The sequence below is a fragment of the Pseudomonas sp. B19125 genome (assembly GCF_044218855.1).
Taxonomy (GTDB): domain Bacteria; phylum Pseudomonadota; class Gammaproteobacteria; order Pseudomonadales; family Pseudomonadaceae; genus Aquipseudomonas; species Aquipseudomonas edaphica.
In genome coordinates this window covers 6,242,303-6,257,057 of the sequence record NZ_CP162589.1, presented here as the reverse complement: position 1 = coordinate 6,257,057, position 14,755 = coordinate 6,242,303, and the positions used below count along the sequence as shown (strand labels likewise).

At 60.9% G+C, this 14,755-nt stretch carries 12 protein-coding genes and 1 pseudogene; 4 read left to right on the top strand and 9 right to left on the bottom strand.

Features of this window, described 5'->3' with window-relative positions:
- Positions 1-12: 12 nt before the first annotated feature.
- The 9 genes and pseudogenes from fis to AB4P96_RS28670 all read right to left on the bottom strand — a co-directional run bounded on the left by fis (position 13) and on the right by AB4P96_RS28670 (position 10,145).
- Positions 13-333 (bottom strand): DNA-binding transcriptional regulator Fis, encoded by a 321-nt coding sequence (fis, locus tag AB4P96_RS28710; RefSeq protein WP_003221275.1) that lies wholly within the window; start codon positions 331-333, stop codon positions 13-15.
- Entirely contained in the window at positions 330-1,343 is a 1,014-nt protein-coding gene (gene dusB / locus AB4P96_RS28705) for a tRNA dihydrouridine synthase DusB (RefSeq protein ID WP_017136748.1), read from the bottom strand. Before dusB ends, fis begins: the two co-directional genes overlap by 4 nt.
- A gap of 185 nt (positions 1,344-1,528) precedes the next feature.
- Positions 1,529-2,743 (bottom strand): DUF3426 domain-containing protein, encoded by a 1,215-nt coding sequence (locus tag AB4P96_RS28700; protein ID WP_395600348.1) that lies wholly within the window; start codon positions 2,741-2,743, stop codon positions 1,529-1,531.
- A 30-nt stretch (positions 2,744-2,773) separates the two neighbouring features.
- Positions 2,774-3,652: a 50S ribosomal protein L11 methyltransferase gene (gene prmA, locus AB4P96_RS28695; RefSeq protein ID WP_017136746.1), complete on the bottom strand. Its 879-nt coding sequence runs from the start codon at positions 3,650-3,652 to the stop codon at positions 2,774-2,776.
- A 214-nt stretch (positions 3,653-3,866) separates the two neighbouring features.
- On the bottom strand, positions 3,867-5,228 hold the full coding sequence (accC, locus tag AB4P96_RS28690; RefSeq protein ID WP_017136745.1) for an acetyl-CoA carboxylase biotin carboxylase subunit: 1,362 nt from the start codon (positions 5,226-5,228) through the stop codon (positions 3,867-3,869).
- Between the two features lie 17 nt (positions 5,229-5,245).
- Positions 5,246-5,707 (bottom strand): acetyl-CoA carboxylase biotin carboxyl carrier protein, encoded by a 462-nt coding sequence (gene accB, locus AB4P96_RS28685; RefSeq protein ID WP_017136744.1) that lies wholly within the window; start codon positions 5,705-5,707, stop codon positions 5,246-5,248.
- Positions 5,708-5,731: 24 nt separating this feature from the next.
- Positions 5,732-6,187, bottom strand: a complete 456-nt coding sequence (aroQ, locus tag AB4P96_RS28680; protein ID WP_017136743.1) for a type II 3-dehydroquinate dehydratase — start codon at positions 6,185-6,187, stop codon at positions 5,732-5,734.
- A gap of 272 nt (positions 6,188-6,459) precedes the next feature.
- Positions 6,460-6,975 (bottom strand): annotated as a pseudogene (locus AB4P96_RS28675) (methyl-accepting chemotaxis protein); the annotation flags it as partial.
- A 1,499-nt stretch (positions 6,976-8,474) separates the two neighbouring features.
- A complete protein-coding gene (locus AB4P96_RS28670) occupies positions 8,475-10,145 on the bottom strand; it encodes a PleD family two-component system response regulator (RefSeq protein ID WP_017136741.1) in 1,671 nt (556 codons plus the stop codon).
- Between the two features lie 389 nt (positions 10,146-10,534).
- On the opposite strand from AB4P96_RS28670, the gene AB4P96_RS28665 reads away from it, so the two are divergent.
- From AB4P96_RS28665 to speA, 4 genes are all read left to right on the top strand, one after another.
- The gene (locus AB4P96_RS28665; protein WP_370589438.1) at positions 10,535-11,512 is read left to right on the top strand and encodes a DUF2333 family protein; all 978 of its coding nucleotides are present in this window, start codon (positions 10,535-10,537) and stop codon (positions 11,510-11,512) included.
- Positions 11,513-11,514: 2 nt separating this feature from the next.
- Positions 11,515-12,051, top strand: coding sequence for an NUDIX hydrolase (locus tag AB4P96_RS28660; RefSeq protein ID WP_395600347.1), 537 nt, complete (start codon positions 11,515-11,517; stop codon positions 12,049-12,051).
- 194 nt (positions 12,052-12,245) lie between these two features.
- Positions 12,246-12,617: a translation initiation factor Sui1 gene (locus tag AB4P96_RS28655; protein WP_012722004.1), complete on the top strand. Its 372-nt coding sequence runs from the start codon at positions 12,246-12,248 to the stop codon at positions 12,615-12,617.
- A 212-nt stretch (positions 12,618-12,829) separates the two neighbouring features.
- Entirely contained in the window at positions 12,830-14,743 is a 1,914-nt protein-coding gene (gene speA, locus AB4P96_RS28650; protein WP_017136738.1) for an arginine decarboxylase, read from the top strand.
- Positions 14,744-14,755: the final 12 nt, after the last annotated feature.

Below are 14,755 nucleotides of genomic sequence, written 5' to 3'. Positions count from 1 at the left end.
TTGATTGAATGCTTACAGCAAATCGTATTGTTTGAGCTTTTTGCGCAAGGTGCCACGGTTGAGGCCCAGCAGCTCACTGGCTTTGGTCTGGTTGCCCTTGACGTAGTTCATCACGCTTTCGAGCAACGGCGCCTCGACTTCGGAGAGCACCAGGTTGTACACGTCCGTGACGGAAGCGCCCTCAAGGTGGGCGAAATAATTGTGCAGCGCCTTCTCGACACTCCCACGAAGGGTCTGACCTTCTTCGCTCGGCGTGTTCAGGTGCTGTTTCAAATTGACGTTGTCGCTCACGGGTGCTGTTCCACTCACTAAAGTCTCGGTCATCATCGTCATGCGGCCACCCCCTCTCCATCCCCTGTTCCCAGGCTCTTGTCACGTTCGGCGAAGAACTCACGAACGGTGGCGACCTGTGCCTGCGTTTCATCCAAACGATTGAACTGAGCGCGGAATTCCTTGGCGCCCGGCAAGGTGGCGAGATACCAGCCGACATGCTTGCGAGCAATGCGTACTCCCATCACGTCTCCATAGAAGGCGTGCAGGGCGGCCAGATGCTCTAGCAGAATACGTTCCACCTCGATCAACTCCGGTGCCGGCAAGACTTCGCCGGTACGCAGAAAGTGTTCGATCTCACGAAAAATCCATGGCCGCCCCTGGGCGGCCCGGCCAATCAACAAGCCATCGGCGCCGGTTGCGTGCAGCACGCGCCGGGCTTTCTCGGCTGAGTCGATATCGCCATTGGCAAAGACCGGCATCGACACCGCCTGCTTGATCGCGGCAATGGTGTCGTACTCGGCTTCACCGGTGTAAAGGTCGGCGCGGGTGCGGCCATGCACCGCCAGCGCTCTAATCCCGGCCTGTTCAGCGATCTTCGCCACTGTCAGGCCATTTTTGTTGTCCCGGTCCCAGCCGGTACGAATTTTCAGGGTGACCGGCACATCCACTGCGGCGACAACGGCCTGCAGGATCTCGGCTACCAACTGCTCATCTTTCAACAATGCGGAACCGGCGGCCTTGTTGCAGACCTTCTTGGCCGGGCAGCCCATGTTGATGTCGATGATCTGTGCGCCCAACTCCACGTTGGCTCGGGCCGCATCTGCCAGCATTTGCGCATCACCCCCGGCGATCTGCACCGAGCGGGGCTCGGGATCACCTTCGTGGATCATGCGCATCCGCGATTTGCGGGTGTTCCACAAGCTCATGTCGCTGGTGACCATTTCAGAGACTACTAGACCCGCGCCCAAACGCTTGCACAGCTGACGAAAGGGCTGGTCGGTGACGCCCGCCATCGGGGCGAGGATCAAGCCGTTTTGCAATGTGTATGGGCCGATGCGTACCGCCGACATAGGACTTCCCTGTTGTGGGGCCGGATCATTAGAGTTCGAAAAAGGGTTGGCATGATACCCGCTCTCGATGACTGGATAAAGGCTGAATTGGATAAAATCTGAACAGTTATTTCTTTATCGCCGCCGGTTTGGTTGCGCAGCGCAAAGTCAATAATTTGCCGTCAAACCTCAGAACCTGCGCCGGTTCACTCGGGCGAGTGAAAACTCAGGCTGTAATTCACCGCTTTATTGCCTGGGTCAAGGATATCCAGGGAGATGTGGATCGGTGTCTGCGATGGCATTTCGCTGACGCCGGCCAATTCGCCGCTCAGGTATTCGCCGGGTTTGAAGCGACGACTGGCGATCAGATTGCCGTTCATGTCGGCGAAACGCAGTTCCAGCAACGGAAAGGGCTGGGAAAACGTCGCCCGGTTATAGATGATCGCATCCACCACCAGCGCCCCGGCAAACTCCGGGTTGCTGCGCACCACCAGGTTGCTGCTCTTGATATGGGCGATATCGACCCGCGATGGCACCGTGCAACCCAGTGACGGGCACAGCTGCTGAAACCATGGGCGGTAGGCATCCTGGCGGGCCAGGTCGTCGAATTGATACGCGATGTACTGGCCTGCAAGGCCTGCGGCGGCGATCAGCACCAGCAGCATCCAGATCAGGCGGCGGCCCCAGCCGGACGGGCGCTTTTGGGCGTAAAGGTGCAGCGGGTCGTCTTCCAGGTCCTGGAGTACGTCATCGTGAACACTTGGCTCGGGGCGCGTGCGCTTGCGACGCGGTTGCGGGCGATCTTCGGGGGCCGGTTCGTCCAGGGCCTGGGTCAAGGGCGTGAACGGCGGGTCGATATCGTCATCTTCAACGTGGGGCGCCGAGCGTAGTGGCGGTTCATCGTCGATGTCGTCAAGGCGAAACGACATGGAGGGTTCGGTGCGCTGGCGTGTCGCAGTGGCCGGCTCTGGCTCTGGCTCGTCCTCGGGCGCTGGGGTGCGCTCCTCGGGCGGTTCACTGAACAGGCTGGCGGCCCACTGTTCTTCTTCGGCCTTGGCAGTGCCGCGCGTAGCGCTCAGGGCATCTTCAGGCTGGCGACGGTCAGCGGGTGCCTGACGACGCTCCAGCTTGGCCAGTTCTTCGTCCAGGTCCAGGTTGTCCAGGTCCAGTTCTTCGGCGTTCCACTGCTTCTGGCTGATGGCCCGTGGGGCCTCGGCGGTCGGCTCAGTGGCCTTCTCGGCAACGGCCGGCTGCTCAGGCGCAGGCACCTGGCCGCGCTGCTCCAGCAACTGGCGAGCGGCGTTGAACACTTGCAGGCACGAGCCGCAGCGCACCACGCCGCGGGCCACACTCAGTTGTGCGTGGCTGACGCGAAAACGGGCTTGGCAGTGTGGGCACTGGGTGACGAAACTGTCGGTCATGCGGCCATCCGATTCAGGCAAGCGCTCATTCTAGCGCCGACGACCACTGATGCGTACCCAGCCATCACGGTTGGCGATCGGGTCCAGTTCGAAATCCTTGGCGTAGGCAGCGGCCACGTCTTCGCCTTGCTCGGCGAGGATGCCCGACAACGCCAGGCGCCCGCCCGGCTTGACCAGGCTCGACAGCTGCGGCGCCAACGACACCAGCGGGCCGGCGAGGATATTGGCCACCAGCACATCGGCCTGCACCTGGGGCAAATCTTCCGGCAGGTAGAGTGGGAATTTGCCTTCAGCAATGTTATTGCGCCCGGCGTTATCACGGGAAGCTTCCAGGGCTTGCACGTCGATATCGGTGCCGACCGCTTCCTTGGCGCCCAGCAGCAGCGCGGCAATCGCCAGGATCCCTGAGCCGCAGCCGAAATCCAGCACGTTGCAGTCGCTCAGGTCCTGGCCGTCCAGCCATTCCAGGCACAGCGCGGTGGTAGGGTGGGTGCCGGTGCCGAACGCCAGGCCCGGGTCCAGCAGCAAGTTGACGGCATTCGGCTCAGGCGCGGCGTGCCAGCTTGGCACGATCCACAGGCGCTGGCCGAAACGCATCGGCTGGAAGTTGTCCATCCAGCTGCGTTCCCAATCCTGGTCTTCGATCACTTCGCTGTGGTGCTCGGGCAGCGGGCTGCCGGTGAGCAGTTCCATGTGGGCCAGCACGGCGGCGGCATCGGTGCCGTCTTCGAACAGGGCCAGCAGATGGGTGTGGGACCACAGCGGCGTGGTATTGAGTTCCGGTTCGAAGATCGGCTGGTCTTCGGCGTCCATGAAGGTCACCGACACGGCGCCGACTTCGAGGAAAGCGTCTTCGTAGGTTTCGGCTTGTTCTGGGCTGATGGCGAGACGGACTTGCAGCCAAGGCATGGCGGGCACCTTTGAAAAAATGAGTGTGCGACGGCTGGGTCGCGAAAGCGCGCAAGTTTACGCGAGCGGCGAGTTTGTGGCGAGCTGGCTTGTGTGGGAGCCAGCTCCCACACAAGCCAGCTCCCACACAAGCCCGCACACATGGGGGCGGCGGTGTTCTTGCGGGCCCACAAACAACAAAGCCGCCCGAAGGCGGCTTTGTTGGGTGGAGCACTTACTGGTTGGCCAGCTTGTGTTCCAGGTAGTGAATGTTCACACCACCTTCGCAGAAGCCTTCATCGCGTACCAGATCCCGATGCAGCGGGATGTTGGTCTTGATGCCGTCTACCACGATTTCGTCCAGGGCATTGCGCATACGGGCCATGGCCTCGTCGCGGGTGGCGCCCCAGGTGATCAGCTTGCCGATCAGCGAGTCGTAGTTGGACGGAACCTTGTAGCCGCTGTACAGGTGCGAATCCACACGCACGCCGTTGCCGCCCGGCGCGTGGAAATGCTTGACCAGGCCAGGGCTTGGGATAAAGGTTTTCGGGTCTTCGGCGTTGATCCGGCACTCCAGGGAGTGGCCGTGGATCTTGACGTCGTCCTGGGTGAAGGACAGCACGTTGCCGGCGGCGATGCTCAGCATCTCCTTGACGATGTCGATACCGGTGACCATCTCCGAAACCGGATGCTCTACCTGCACACGAGTGTTCATCTCGATGAAGTAGAAGCGGCCGTTCTCGTAGAGGAACTCAAAGGTACCAGCGCCACGGTAGTTGATGTCGATGCACGCCTTGACGCAGCGAGCCAGTACTTCCTGGCGCGCGGTTTCGTCCAGGCCCGGTGCCGGAGCTTCTTCCAACACCTTCTGGTGACGACGTTGCAGCGAGCAATCGCGGTCGCCCAGGTGGATGGCGTGGCCCTGGCCGTCGGACAGTACCTGCACTTCCACGTGACGTGGGTTGGTCAGGTACTTCTCCAGGTAGACCATCGGGTTGCCGAACCAGGCAGCCGCTTCGGAGCGGGTCTGCTTGGCAGCTTCGATCAGGTCTTCTTCTTTGTGCACCACACGCATGCCGCGACCACCACCGCCACCGGCGGCCTTGATGATCACCGGGTAACCGACTTCGCGACCAATGCGCAGGGCGGTTGCCTCGTCTTCCGGCAGTGGGCCGTCGGAACCTGGAACGGTTGGCACGCCGGCTGCGATCATGGCGTCCTTGGCCGAAACCTTGTCGCCCATCAGGCGGATGGTTTCGGCTTTAGGGCCGATGAAGGCGAAGCCGGATTTTTCCACCTGTTCGGCGAAATCGGCGTTTTCCGCGAGGAAGCCGTAGCCTGGGTGGATGCCATCAGCGCCGGTCACTTCAGCGGCCGCGATGATGTTCGAGACTTTCAGGTACGAGTTCGTGGCCAGTGGCGGGCCGATGCAAATGCTTTCGTCCGCCAGTTTCACGTGCATCAATTCGGTATCGGCCGTCGAGTAAACAGCGACGGTCTTGATGCCCTCTTCCTTACAGGCGCGCAGGATACGCAGCGCGATCTCGCCGCGGTTGGCGATCAGGACTTTTTGCAGTTTCTTCGCAGGTTTCAACATCGAAGGCGCTCCGCGGTTCAAACGATGGTGAACAGCGGCTGGTCGTACTCAACCGGCTGACCGTTTTCTACCAGGATGGATTCGATGACGCCGGCTTTTTCAGCGGTGATGTGGTTCATCATTTTCATCGCTTCAACGATGCAGATGGTGTCGCCCACTTTCACGGTTGCGCCGACTTCAACGAAGGCTGGCGAGGTCGGTGCCGGGGTGCGGTAGAAAGTACCGACCATTGGCGACTTGACCACGAAGCCGTTCAGCGCAGGCGCGGCTGGGGCGGCAGGTGCAGCGGCAGCAGCCGGGGCGGCGGCAGGTGCGGCAGCCGGAGCAGGTGCTTGCATCTGTGGCGCGTAGAACTGTTGAGCCGGGGTCTTGCTGTGGCGGCTGATCCGTACGGACTCTTCGCCTTCCTTGATTTCCAGCTCGTCGATACCGGATTCTTCCAGCAGTTCGATCAGTTTCTTAACTTTACGGATATCCATGAATCATCAACTCCCAAGGGTCGGTCAGGGGCGCTTGGCCGGTTGTTCAAGTTGTTCCAGGGCGGCCTCCAGGGCCAGTCGGTAACCGCTGGCGCCAAGGCCGCAGATCACACCTACCGCTACGTCGGAGAAGTAGGAGTGATGGCGGAAAGCTTCGCGTTTGTGCACGTTCGACAAATGCACTTCGATAAATGGGATGCTCACCGCCAGCAGCGCGTCACGTAATGCAACACTTGTATGCGTAAAAGCGGCGGGATTGATCAGGATAAAGTCCACGCCTTCGCCACGCGCGGCATGGATGCGATCAATCAATTCGTACTCGGCATTGCTTTGCAGGTACAGCAAATGGTGGCCGGCTTCACGCGCCCGGCGTTCCAGATCAAGGTTGATCTGTTCCAGGGTCACCGCCCCGTAGACACCCGGTTCACGGGTACCGAGCAGGTTCAGGTTGGGTCCGTGAAGAACCAGTAAGGTCGCCATCGGCTGTTCCTTGTTATTGATGTGGGTGCGTCAGAACCCGGCGACTATGCCGCAAAGCCTTTGTGACTGTCCAGTTCTATGCAGTAGGCGGCACGATTAGCGATGATTGCGCAAAATTTGTGACTGTGAGGCTGGATTTGGTCAGTGATTGATCGTTCCCACGCTCCGCGTGGGAATGCCGCCCCGGACGCTCCGCGTCCCGCTCTAAAGTCGTGACGCGGAGCGTCACAGGATGCATGACCACGCAGAGCGTGGGCACGATCTCGATCGCATTAGACGCGAAACGCCTGCACGGCAGTGTTCAGTTGCCCACCCAGTTCCAACAGATGCTCACCCTGGCTGCGTCCTTGGCCGATTCGCAGCAGATTATCCTCGCCCAGCTGGTGAATCCGCTCGCTGTTGTCACGAATCTCACTGACGGCGCCACTCTGCTGCGCGGTCACATCGGCGATGCGCACGGCAGTGTCGGAAATGGTCTGGATCGCCCCGACAATTTCATCCAGCGCGCCGTCGGCCGCCTGGGCCTGCTGGGCGGTGGCTTCGGCGTGTTCGACCTGCGCGCGCATGCCCTGCACCGACTGATGGGCGGCGCTTTGCAGGCCGGTGATCAAACCCTGGATTTCAGCGGTGGCGCCCGCCGTGCGCTGGGCCAGGGTGCGCACTTCGTCAGCCACCACGGCAAACCCACGCCCGGCTTCCCCGGCGCGCGCAGCCTCGATGGCGGCGTTGAGGGCCAGCAGGTTGGTCTGGTCGGCAATCGAGCGAATCACGGTGAGCACGCCGCCGATGGTGGCGGATTCTTCCGCGAGTTTTTCGATCATCTGCGCATTTTGCTGCACTTCACCCACCAGTGCGTGCAAGCCGGTGAGGCTCAGGCCGATCACCCGTTGGCCCTGTTCCACGGCCAGGCCTGCACTGCGGCTGGCACCGGCGGCCTGGCTGGCATCGCCGGCCACTTGCTGAATGGTGGCTTCCAGCTCGCCCAGGGAATCGCGGATCTGCGCGGTATCGCCGGCCTGACGCTCGGCCCCGTCGTGCAGGCCACTGCTCAGCTCGGCCAGGGCGCGGCTGCTGCCGGCGACTTGTTCGGCATTTGCGCGAATGGTGCCCACCAGGTCCACCAGGTAAGCGCGCAAGCGGTTCAGCGAGGCTTCAATATCGTGCAGTTCGCGGTTGGTCTTGCCCAGCGCAATCGGCTGGCTGAAATCACCTTCGGCCCAGGTCGACAGGGCGGGCGCGAGGTTGGTCAGCACCCGCGCCAGGCGCCGTTGCAGGGTGTCGATCAGCAAGGCAATCAGCAGGATCAGGCCGATCATCACGCCTTGTAACAGGCGAACTTCGCCCTGGATCCTGGCGTGTTGGGCGCGTACCACCGGCTCCAGGCCGGAGATGGCCTGTTGCACGGCGGCGATTTTTAAATGAGTGGCGGCGGCCAGTGCGGTGCGCTGCTGGATTTGCTCGCGGGTACGCTTGAGTTCGGCGGGGTAGCGGGTCAACAGGCTGTTGAGTTCGCGCTTGAGGTCGACGCCGGTGTCCTGAACTTCGGCTTTCTCGCTGTTTTCCAGGCCCATCATGGCGGAAAAATCATCGGCGCTGGATTCGCTGCTGGCTTTTACACCCAGCAACGGCAGGGCCGCCAGCAGGTCGGCCTGGGTACGGATACTGGCGACTTCGCGCTCCACGTCATCGGCCAACTCCGCGCGCCCGCTGCTGACCAGTTTGTCGCGGGCCAGGGACAGTTTGCCCAGGTGCTGGGACGCGGCCAGCAAGGGCGGCAGGTAGCGAGCGGCGTCTGGTGAGTTGACGCCCGTGGCGTATTGGCTCAGTTGCTCAAGGTTCGCGCCCAGCTCACGTTCGGCTTGCAGCAACAGGGCTTGCGGGTCGCCCGCCAGTTTGCCGGCGGCGAGCAGGTCGGTTTTGCTGAAGGTGTCCAGATCCACCAGGCTGGGGCGCAGGTTTTGCCCAAGTTCTGCCGGCAATTCGTCAAGATGCTGCAACAGGTTTTCCAGGCTTTGACTGGCGCTGCTCAAACGCAGGGCATCGCCGCTGGAGAGGTAATCATCAATGTTGCGTGCGGCCTGGTTCTGAAAGGTCTGCGACAGGCCCAGGTAGCGTTCCATCAGCAGATAAGGCCGTTCCAGCGCACGTTGCGACCACCATAGCGTCGCTCCAAGGGCCAGGCACACGGCCACCAGCAGAAGGGTATTGAGATTGGTCAGCAGCTTCAGGCGCATGCGTGGTTTCAACCGACAGCAAAAGATAAGTGCCTGAAGTTATTGCGTTTCCATTACAAAGTTATGACGGATTCGGTGGATTCCGGTGAAAAGGTGGCACTTTGCTTTGATGTACGAGCGGCTTGCACGCGGTTGCGTCCTGCGTCCTTGGCGCGGTACAGCGCCTCGTCGGCCTGGGCAGCCATCATCAGGCTGTCGGAGCCGTCGCACAGCTCTACCAGCCCGGCGCTGAAGGTGCACCATAAATCCTGCGGCTGGGCCGGATAGTGAATTTCGGCAAAGCGCCCACGGATTTCGTCCAATACCTTGCAGGCCGACTCCAGGTCGGTGTCGGGCATCACGATGGCGAACTCTTCGCCGCCGTAGCGCCCGATGTAGTCGGTCTTGCGCAGGCGTTGCTTGAGAAACAGCGCCAGGCTCTTGATCACGCGGTCGCCCATGGGGTGGCCGTGGCTGTCGTTGACGCGCTTGAAGTGGTCGATGTCGAGCATCGCAAAGCTCAGTGGCTTGTTCTCGCGGCGGGCGCGGAAGCTGCAGTCTTCGAGCAATTGCAGGATGTGGGTGTGGTTGTACAGCCCGGTCAGGCTGTCGCGCACCATTCGCGCCTTGAGGTTACGGGCACGGGCGGCTCGGTTGCGCACGGTGGTGATCAGGTGGCGCGGCTTGATCGGCTTGGTGAGGAAGTCGTCGCCGCCTTCGCTCATGGCGTCCAGTTGTTTATCCAGGTCGTCTTCGGCCGACAGGTAGATGATCGGCACACTGACGTACCGGTCGTTATGGCGAATCACCTTGGCCAGTTCGGTGCCGGTACAGGCAGGCATATACATGTCGAGGATGATCAGGTCCGGCTGGAAATCCGCCAGTTCGGCCATGGCCTGGATCGGTTCGATCAAGGTGCGCGTGACGATGCCGGCGCTGTTGAGCAGGCGCTCGGTGTGCAGCGCTTGTGCCCGCGAGTCATCGATGATCAGCACTTTATAAGGTTCGTACTGCGCGACGCAGGTCAGCACTTCAATCTTTTCCAAGAGGCTCGACGCTTCCAGGGTGCCGGTGAGGAACTCCTGGCCACCGGCGCGCACGGCGGCCAGGCGCGTTGGCGTGTCGGTTTCGTGCAAGCTGAAAAACAGCAGCGGCAGCTTTTGCTCGAGGCCTTCCTGGGCTTCGGCGGCCAACTTGAGGCCCAGGCCCGCTCCGCAGAAGTCCACATCCATCACAATCGCCGACGGCAGGCGCTCGGCGAGGGAGGCACGAAACGCCGGCACACTGTCCAGGGACTGGGCGCTCATGCCAAAGAATTCCAACTGCTTGGCCAGGCGTTCGGCGCGGTCGTGATCGGCCAGCATCACGTAGATGGGCTTGCGCATCGGCGGCAGTAAGGTTTGTTCCAGCTGATCACCCTGGCGCAGACCGGTGCGGGACAGGCGTTGCATCAGGCGGTTGAGTTCGGTGATGACCTGGCTGCTCAGCCGGCCGCGATTTTCGTCCACCACCTTGAGCGATTCGCCGATGTGTCGTGCCAGTTGGCCGTGTTCCGGCTGTTCGAAACGCTCGGCAAAGCGCAGCAGGCGCAGGTTGGCTTCGCTGAGTTCGGACAAATCGGTGTTCGACCATTCGCTGCGTTGCAGGCGTTGCCAGATCTCAAGAATTTGACGTGCCTGATGAATTACCCGCTGGGCAAAATGGTGCTTGAGACGCTCACGGCTGGGGTCTTCTGGCTCGGTCATATCCTGACTACTAGTGAGGGTGCATGCTGAGGTCGACTGATGGCTCTATGCTAGCACCTCTTTTCTGTTGCATGAGTGTCATACGTCAATTAAGTGCAAGTCTTGGGGATTCAGTTACCGACCCAATGGTCACGCTGCGTAAAAAGCGTGCATCCTTTATAGTCGAACGTCTCCCACCTGCCACTTTCGGTTAAAAGCCCCGCGCCGATGGGCACGATGGGGTAGGGTTGTGGTCGGAGTGTTTGACCGCACCCGGACAATTGACGTGCATGAACTCAAGTGATTGAAAGGATATCGCCATGCTGGACTGGAAAAACCGTGCAGGCAGTGCCAAAGGCCCCGCCCCTGAGCCAAAGTCGACCCAACGCGGCTACTTTCGCAACCTGCTGATGAGCAAAGCGCTGCTCAGCGTGCTGGCCTTGTACCTGTTGGTCACCGGCGGCCTGGGTTGGTACTGGAGCGAAGAGCCGGCGCTGTTCCCGGTCCAGCAAAACGCCCAGCTTGCCGCCGAGAAGGAAGGCAAGCAGATGGTGATTGGCTACACCACCGTCGAAACCCTCAAGACCGTGGTCGGCACCTTGCTGAACAAGCCTGGTGGCTACATTTCCAACGACCGTTTCCCGCCAGGCCTGTGGATGGATAACATGCCGAGCTGGGAATATGGCGTGCTGGTGCAGGTGCGTGACCTGACCCGCGCCTTGCGTAAAGACTTCGCCCGTTCACAGTCGCAGTCGGCTGAAGACGCGGACCTGGCCAAGGCTGAACCGCGCTTTAACTTCGACAACAAGAGCTGGGTGCTGCCGTCCAGCGAGTCGGAATACCAGGAAGGCATCAACTCCCTGAGCCGCTACGAGGCACGACTGTCCGACCCGAACCAGAAGGGCGCGCTGTTCTATGCCCGCGCCGACAACCTGAACAACTGGCTGGGTGATGTCGCCACGCGCCTGGGTTCGTTGTCGCAACGCCTGTCGGCCAGTGTGGGTCGGGTGAAGCTCAACACCGCACTGAAAACCGAAGCCCTGGCGCCGGGTGAAGTGCCGCAGGTCGATGAAGAAGTGGTGGAAACCCCATGGATGCAGATCGACAACGTGTTCTACGAAGCCCGTGGCCAGGCGTGGGCCTTGTCTCACCTGTTGCGCGCGATTGAAGTCGACTTCGCCGACGTGCTGGCCAAGAAAAACGCCACCGTCAGCGTGCGTCAGATCATTCGCGAGCTGGAAGCCTCGCAGGAGCCGGTGTGGAGCCCTATGATTCTTAACGGCAGTGGCTTTGGCATCCTCGCCAACCACTCGTTGGTCATGGCCAACTATATTTCCCGGGCAAACGCTGCAGTGATCGACTTGCGTCAGCTCCTCAACCAGGGGTAATGATGGACGCTTCTCAAAAGGAGGTCGCACACCGTGAGGCCTCTGATGCTGAACTGATCTGCTGGGTGGACGAGCAGGACAACCTGCTCGGCGACCTTGTCAGGTCCGACCTGCGCCAGCGCGGCCTGATCGGCCGTTGCACCTTTATCTTCCTGTTCAACTCCGCCGGTGAACTGTGTGTGCACCGACGCACCCTGAGCAAAGCCCTGTATCCCGGCTTTTGGGACACGGCGGCAGGTGGCATGGTGGCGGCGGGCGAGACCTACGCGGTTTCGGCTGCCCGTGAGCTGGAAGAGGAACTCGGCGTGGGCGGTGTGGAACTGGTCGAGCACGACCACTTCTACTTTGAGGAGGAGGGCAGCCGGCTGTGGTGCAAATCTTACTCGGCAGTCTGGGATGGCCCATTGCGCTTACAGCCCGAGGAGGTCATGGAAGCGCGGTTTCTGCCCATTGAAACGGTCCTGCAGGAAGCTCAACAAAAGCCTTACTGCCCGGATGCTCAAGAGGGCTTGCGGCGCTATCTGGCCTCACGTCGCTAAAGTTGCATAAATTGGCGCTATTTGGCTCTTAGCAAGGCGGCTTTTTGCCGTTACACTGCGCGCCTTTTCACCCGAACCGCCTTGGCGTTTCGGTAGCGCTGCCCCTGCCTGAGTGGGGCTTCGCGGTCGGTAAGCTGCCTTTTGTAACGAGAGCCGGGTTCCGATCAGTCTTTGTCCTCCCAAGAGGATTGCCGGTGGCCAAAAAAGCCGCATCCTTCGCCGCCCTTGGTGGCCTGGTATTTTCCACCGACGCAGGTCGACACTGCCCGGACTGTCGTCAGCCCGTGGATTCGTGTACCTGCAAACAGACCCTGATCCCTGAAGGCGACGGCATTGCCCGCGTACGACGCGAGAGCAAAGGCCGTGGCGGCAAGACGGTGACTACCATCACTGGCGTGCCTTTGGCTGAAGAAGCCCTGAAGGAACTGGCTACCACGCTGAAAAAGCGCTGTGGCACCGGTGGCGCGTTGAAAGACGGTGTCATCGAGATCCAGGGCGATCACGTCGAGTTGCTGTTGGCCGAGCTGATCAAGCTGGGTTACAAAGCGAAGAAATCCGGCGGCTAGCAGCCTCTGTGAAACCCACCCCGATGGCCCTTTGCTGAACGCAAACTGTCGTCTCCATGGTTTTCACAGAGCCTGTTCCTGACCGGTGTCTAAACTCTGTCCTGCGAGTGGGGTCTACCTTCCTTACAGGCAAATCGTCATTTTCATTCTTTAGACTTCGCCAGCCTTGCAAGAAGGGCGTGGTGATCTTCGACTTTATATAGGGGACTTCGATGTCCGTACGACGCACACGCAAAGACGATGGCAGCCAATGGACAGTTGCGGACAGCCGCAGTGTTTATGGGATTCGCCATTGGGGGGCCGGATATTTCGCGATCAATGATGCCGGTCGCGTTGAAGTCCGTCCGAACGGCCCGAACAGCACGCCGGTTGATCTCTACGAGCAAGTCGACGAGCTGCGCAAAAGCGGCCTGTCCTTGCCGCTGCTGGTGCGTTTCCCCGACATCCTGCAAGACCGTGTACGCCAACTGACCGGTGCGTTCGATTCGAACATCGAGCGCCTGGAATACCAGAGCAAGTACACCGCGCTGTACCCGATCAAGGTGAACCAGCAGGAAGCGGTGATCGAGAACATCATCGCCACCCAGAACGTGTCGATCGGCCTGGAAGCCGGCTCCAAGCCTGAGCTGTTGGCCGTGCTGGCCCTGGCGCCGAAGGGCGGCACCATCGTCTGCAACGGTTACAAGGACCGTGAGTTCATCCGCCTCGCGCTGATGGGCCAGAAGCTTGGTCACAATGTGTTTATCGTGATCGAGAAAGAATCCGAAGTCGGCCTGGTGATCGAAGAGGCTGCGAGCCTCAAGGTCAAGCCGCAGGTTGGCCTGCGTGTGCGTTTGTCGTCGCTGGCGTCGAGCAAATGGGCCGACACCGGTGGCGAGAAGTCCAAGTTCGGTTTGTCGGCGGCGCAATTGCTGTCGGTGGTCGAGCGCTTCCGCGCTGCCGGCCTGGACCAGGGCATCCGCCTGCTGCACTTCCACATGGGTTCGCAGATCGCCAACCTGGCCGACTACCAGCACGGGTTCAAGGAAGCCATTCGTTACTACGGCGAACTGCGCAACCTCGGCCTGCCGGTCGACCACATCGATGTGGGTGGCGGCCTGGGCGTGGACTACGACGGCACGCACTCGCGTAATGCCAGCTCGATCAACTACGACATGGACGATTACGCCGGTGTAGTGGTGGGCATGCTCAAGGAATTCTGCGACGCGCAGAGCCTGCCGCACCCGCACATCTTCTCCGAAAGCGGCCGCTCCCTGACCGCCCACCACGCCATGCTGGTGGTACAGGTCACCGACGTTGAAAAACACAACGACGACGTGCCGCAGATCGAGAACAAGGAAAGCCTGCCGGAAACCGTGCAATGGCTGGTGGACCTGCTGGGCCCGACCGACATCGAGATGGTCACCGAGACGTATTGGCGCGCCACTCACTACATGAGCGACGTGGCTACCCAGTACGCCGACGGCAAGCTGACCCTGGCGGAAAAAGCCCTGGCCGAACAGTGTTACTTCGCCGTGTGCCGCCGCCTGCACAACTCGCTCAAAGCCCGCCAGCGCTCGCACCGCCAAGTGCTGGACGAGCTCAACGACAAGCTGGCCGACAAATACATCTGCAACTTTTCGGTGTTCCAGAGCTTGCCGGACACCTGGGCGATCGGCCAGGTGCTGCCGATTCTGCCGCTGCACCGTCTCGACGAAGAGCCGCTGCGCCGCGCCGTGCTGCAAGACCTGACCTGCGACTCCGACGGCAAGATCAAGCAATACGTCGACGAGCAGAGCATCGAGACCAGCCTGCCGGTACACGGTTTGAACGAAGGCGAAGATTACTTGCTGGGCATCTTCCTGGTCGGCGCTTACCAGGAAATTCTCGGTGACATGCACAACCTGTTCGGTGACACCGATTCGGTGAACATCTACCAGCGTGAAGACGGTTCGGTGTACAGCGCCGGGATCGAGACCCACGACACCATCGAAGACATGCTGCGCTACGTGCACTTGTCGCCGGAGGAGTTGATGACGCACTACCGCGACAAGTGCGCCAGCGCGAAGATCAGTGCCAGCGAGCGTACGCAGTTCCTGGATGCGTTGCGTCTGGGGCTGACGCGTTCGTCCTACCTGTCCTCGTAAGTACACTGCTCC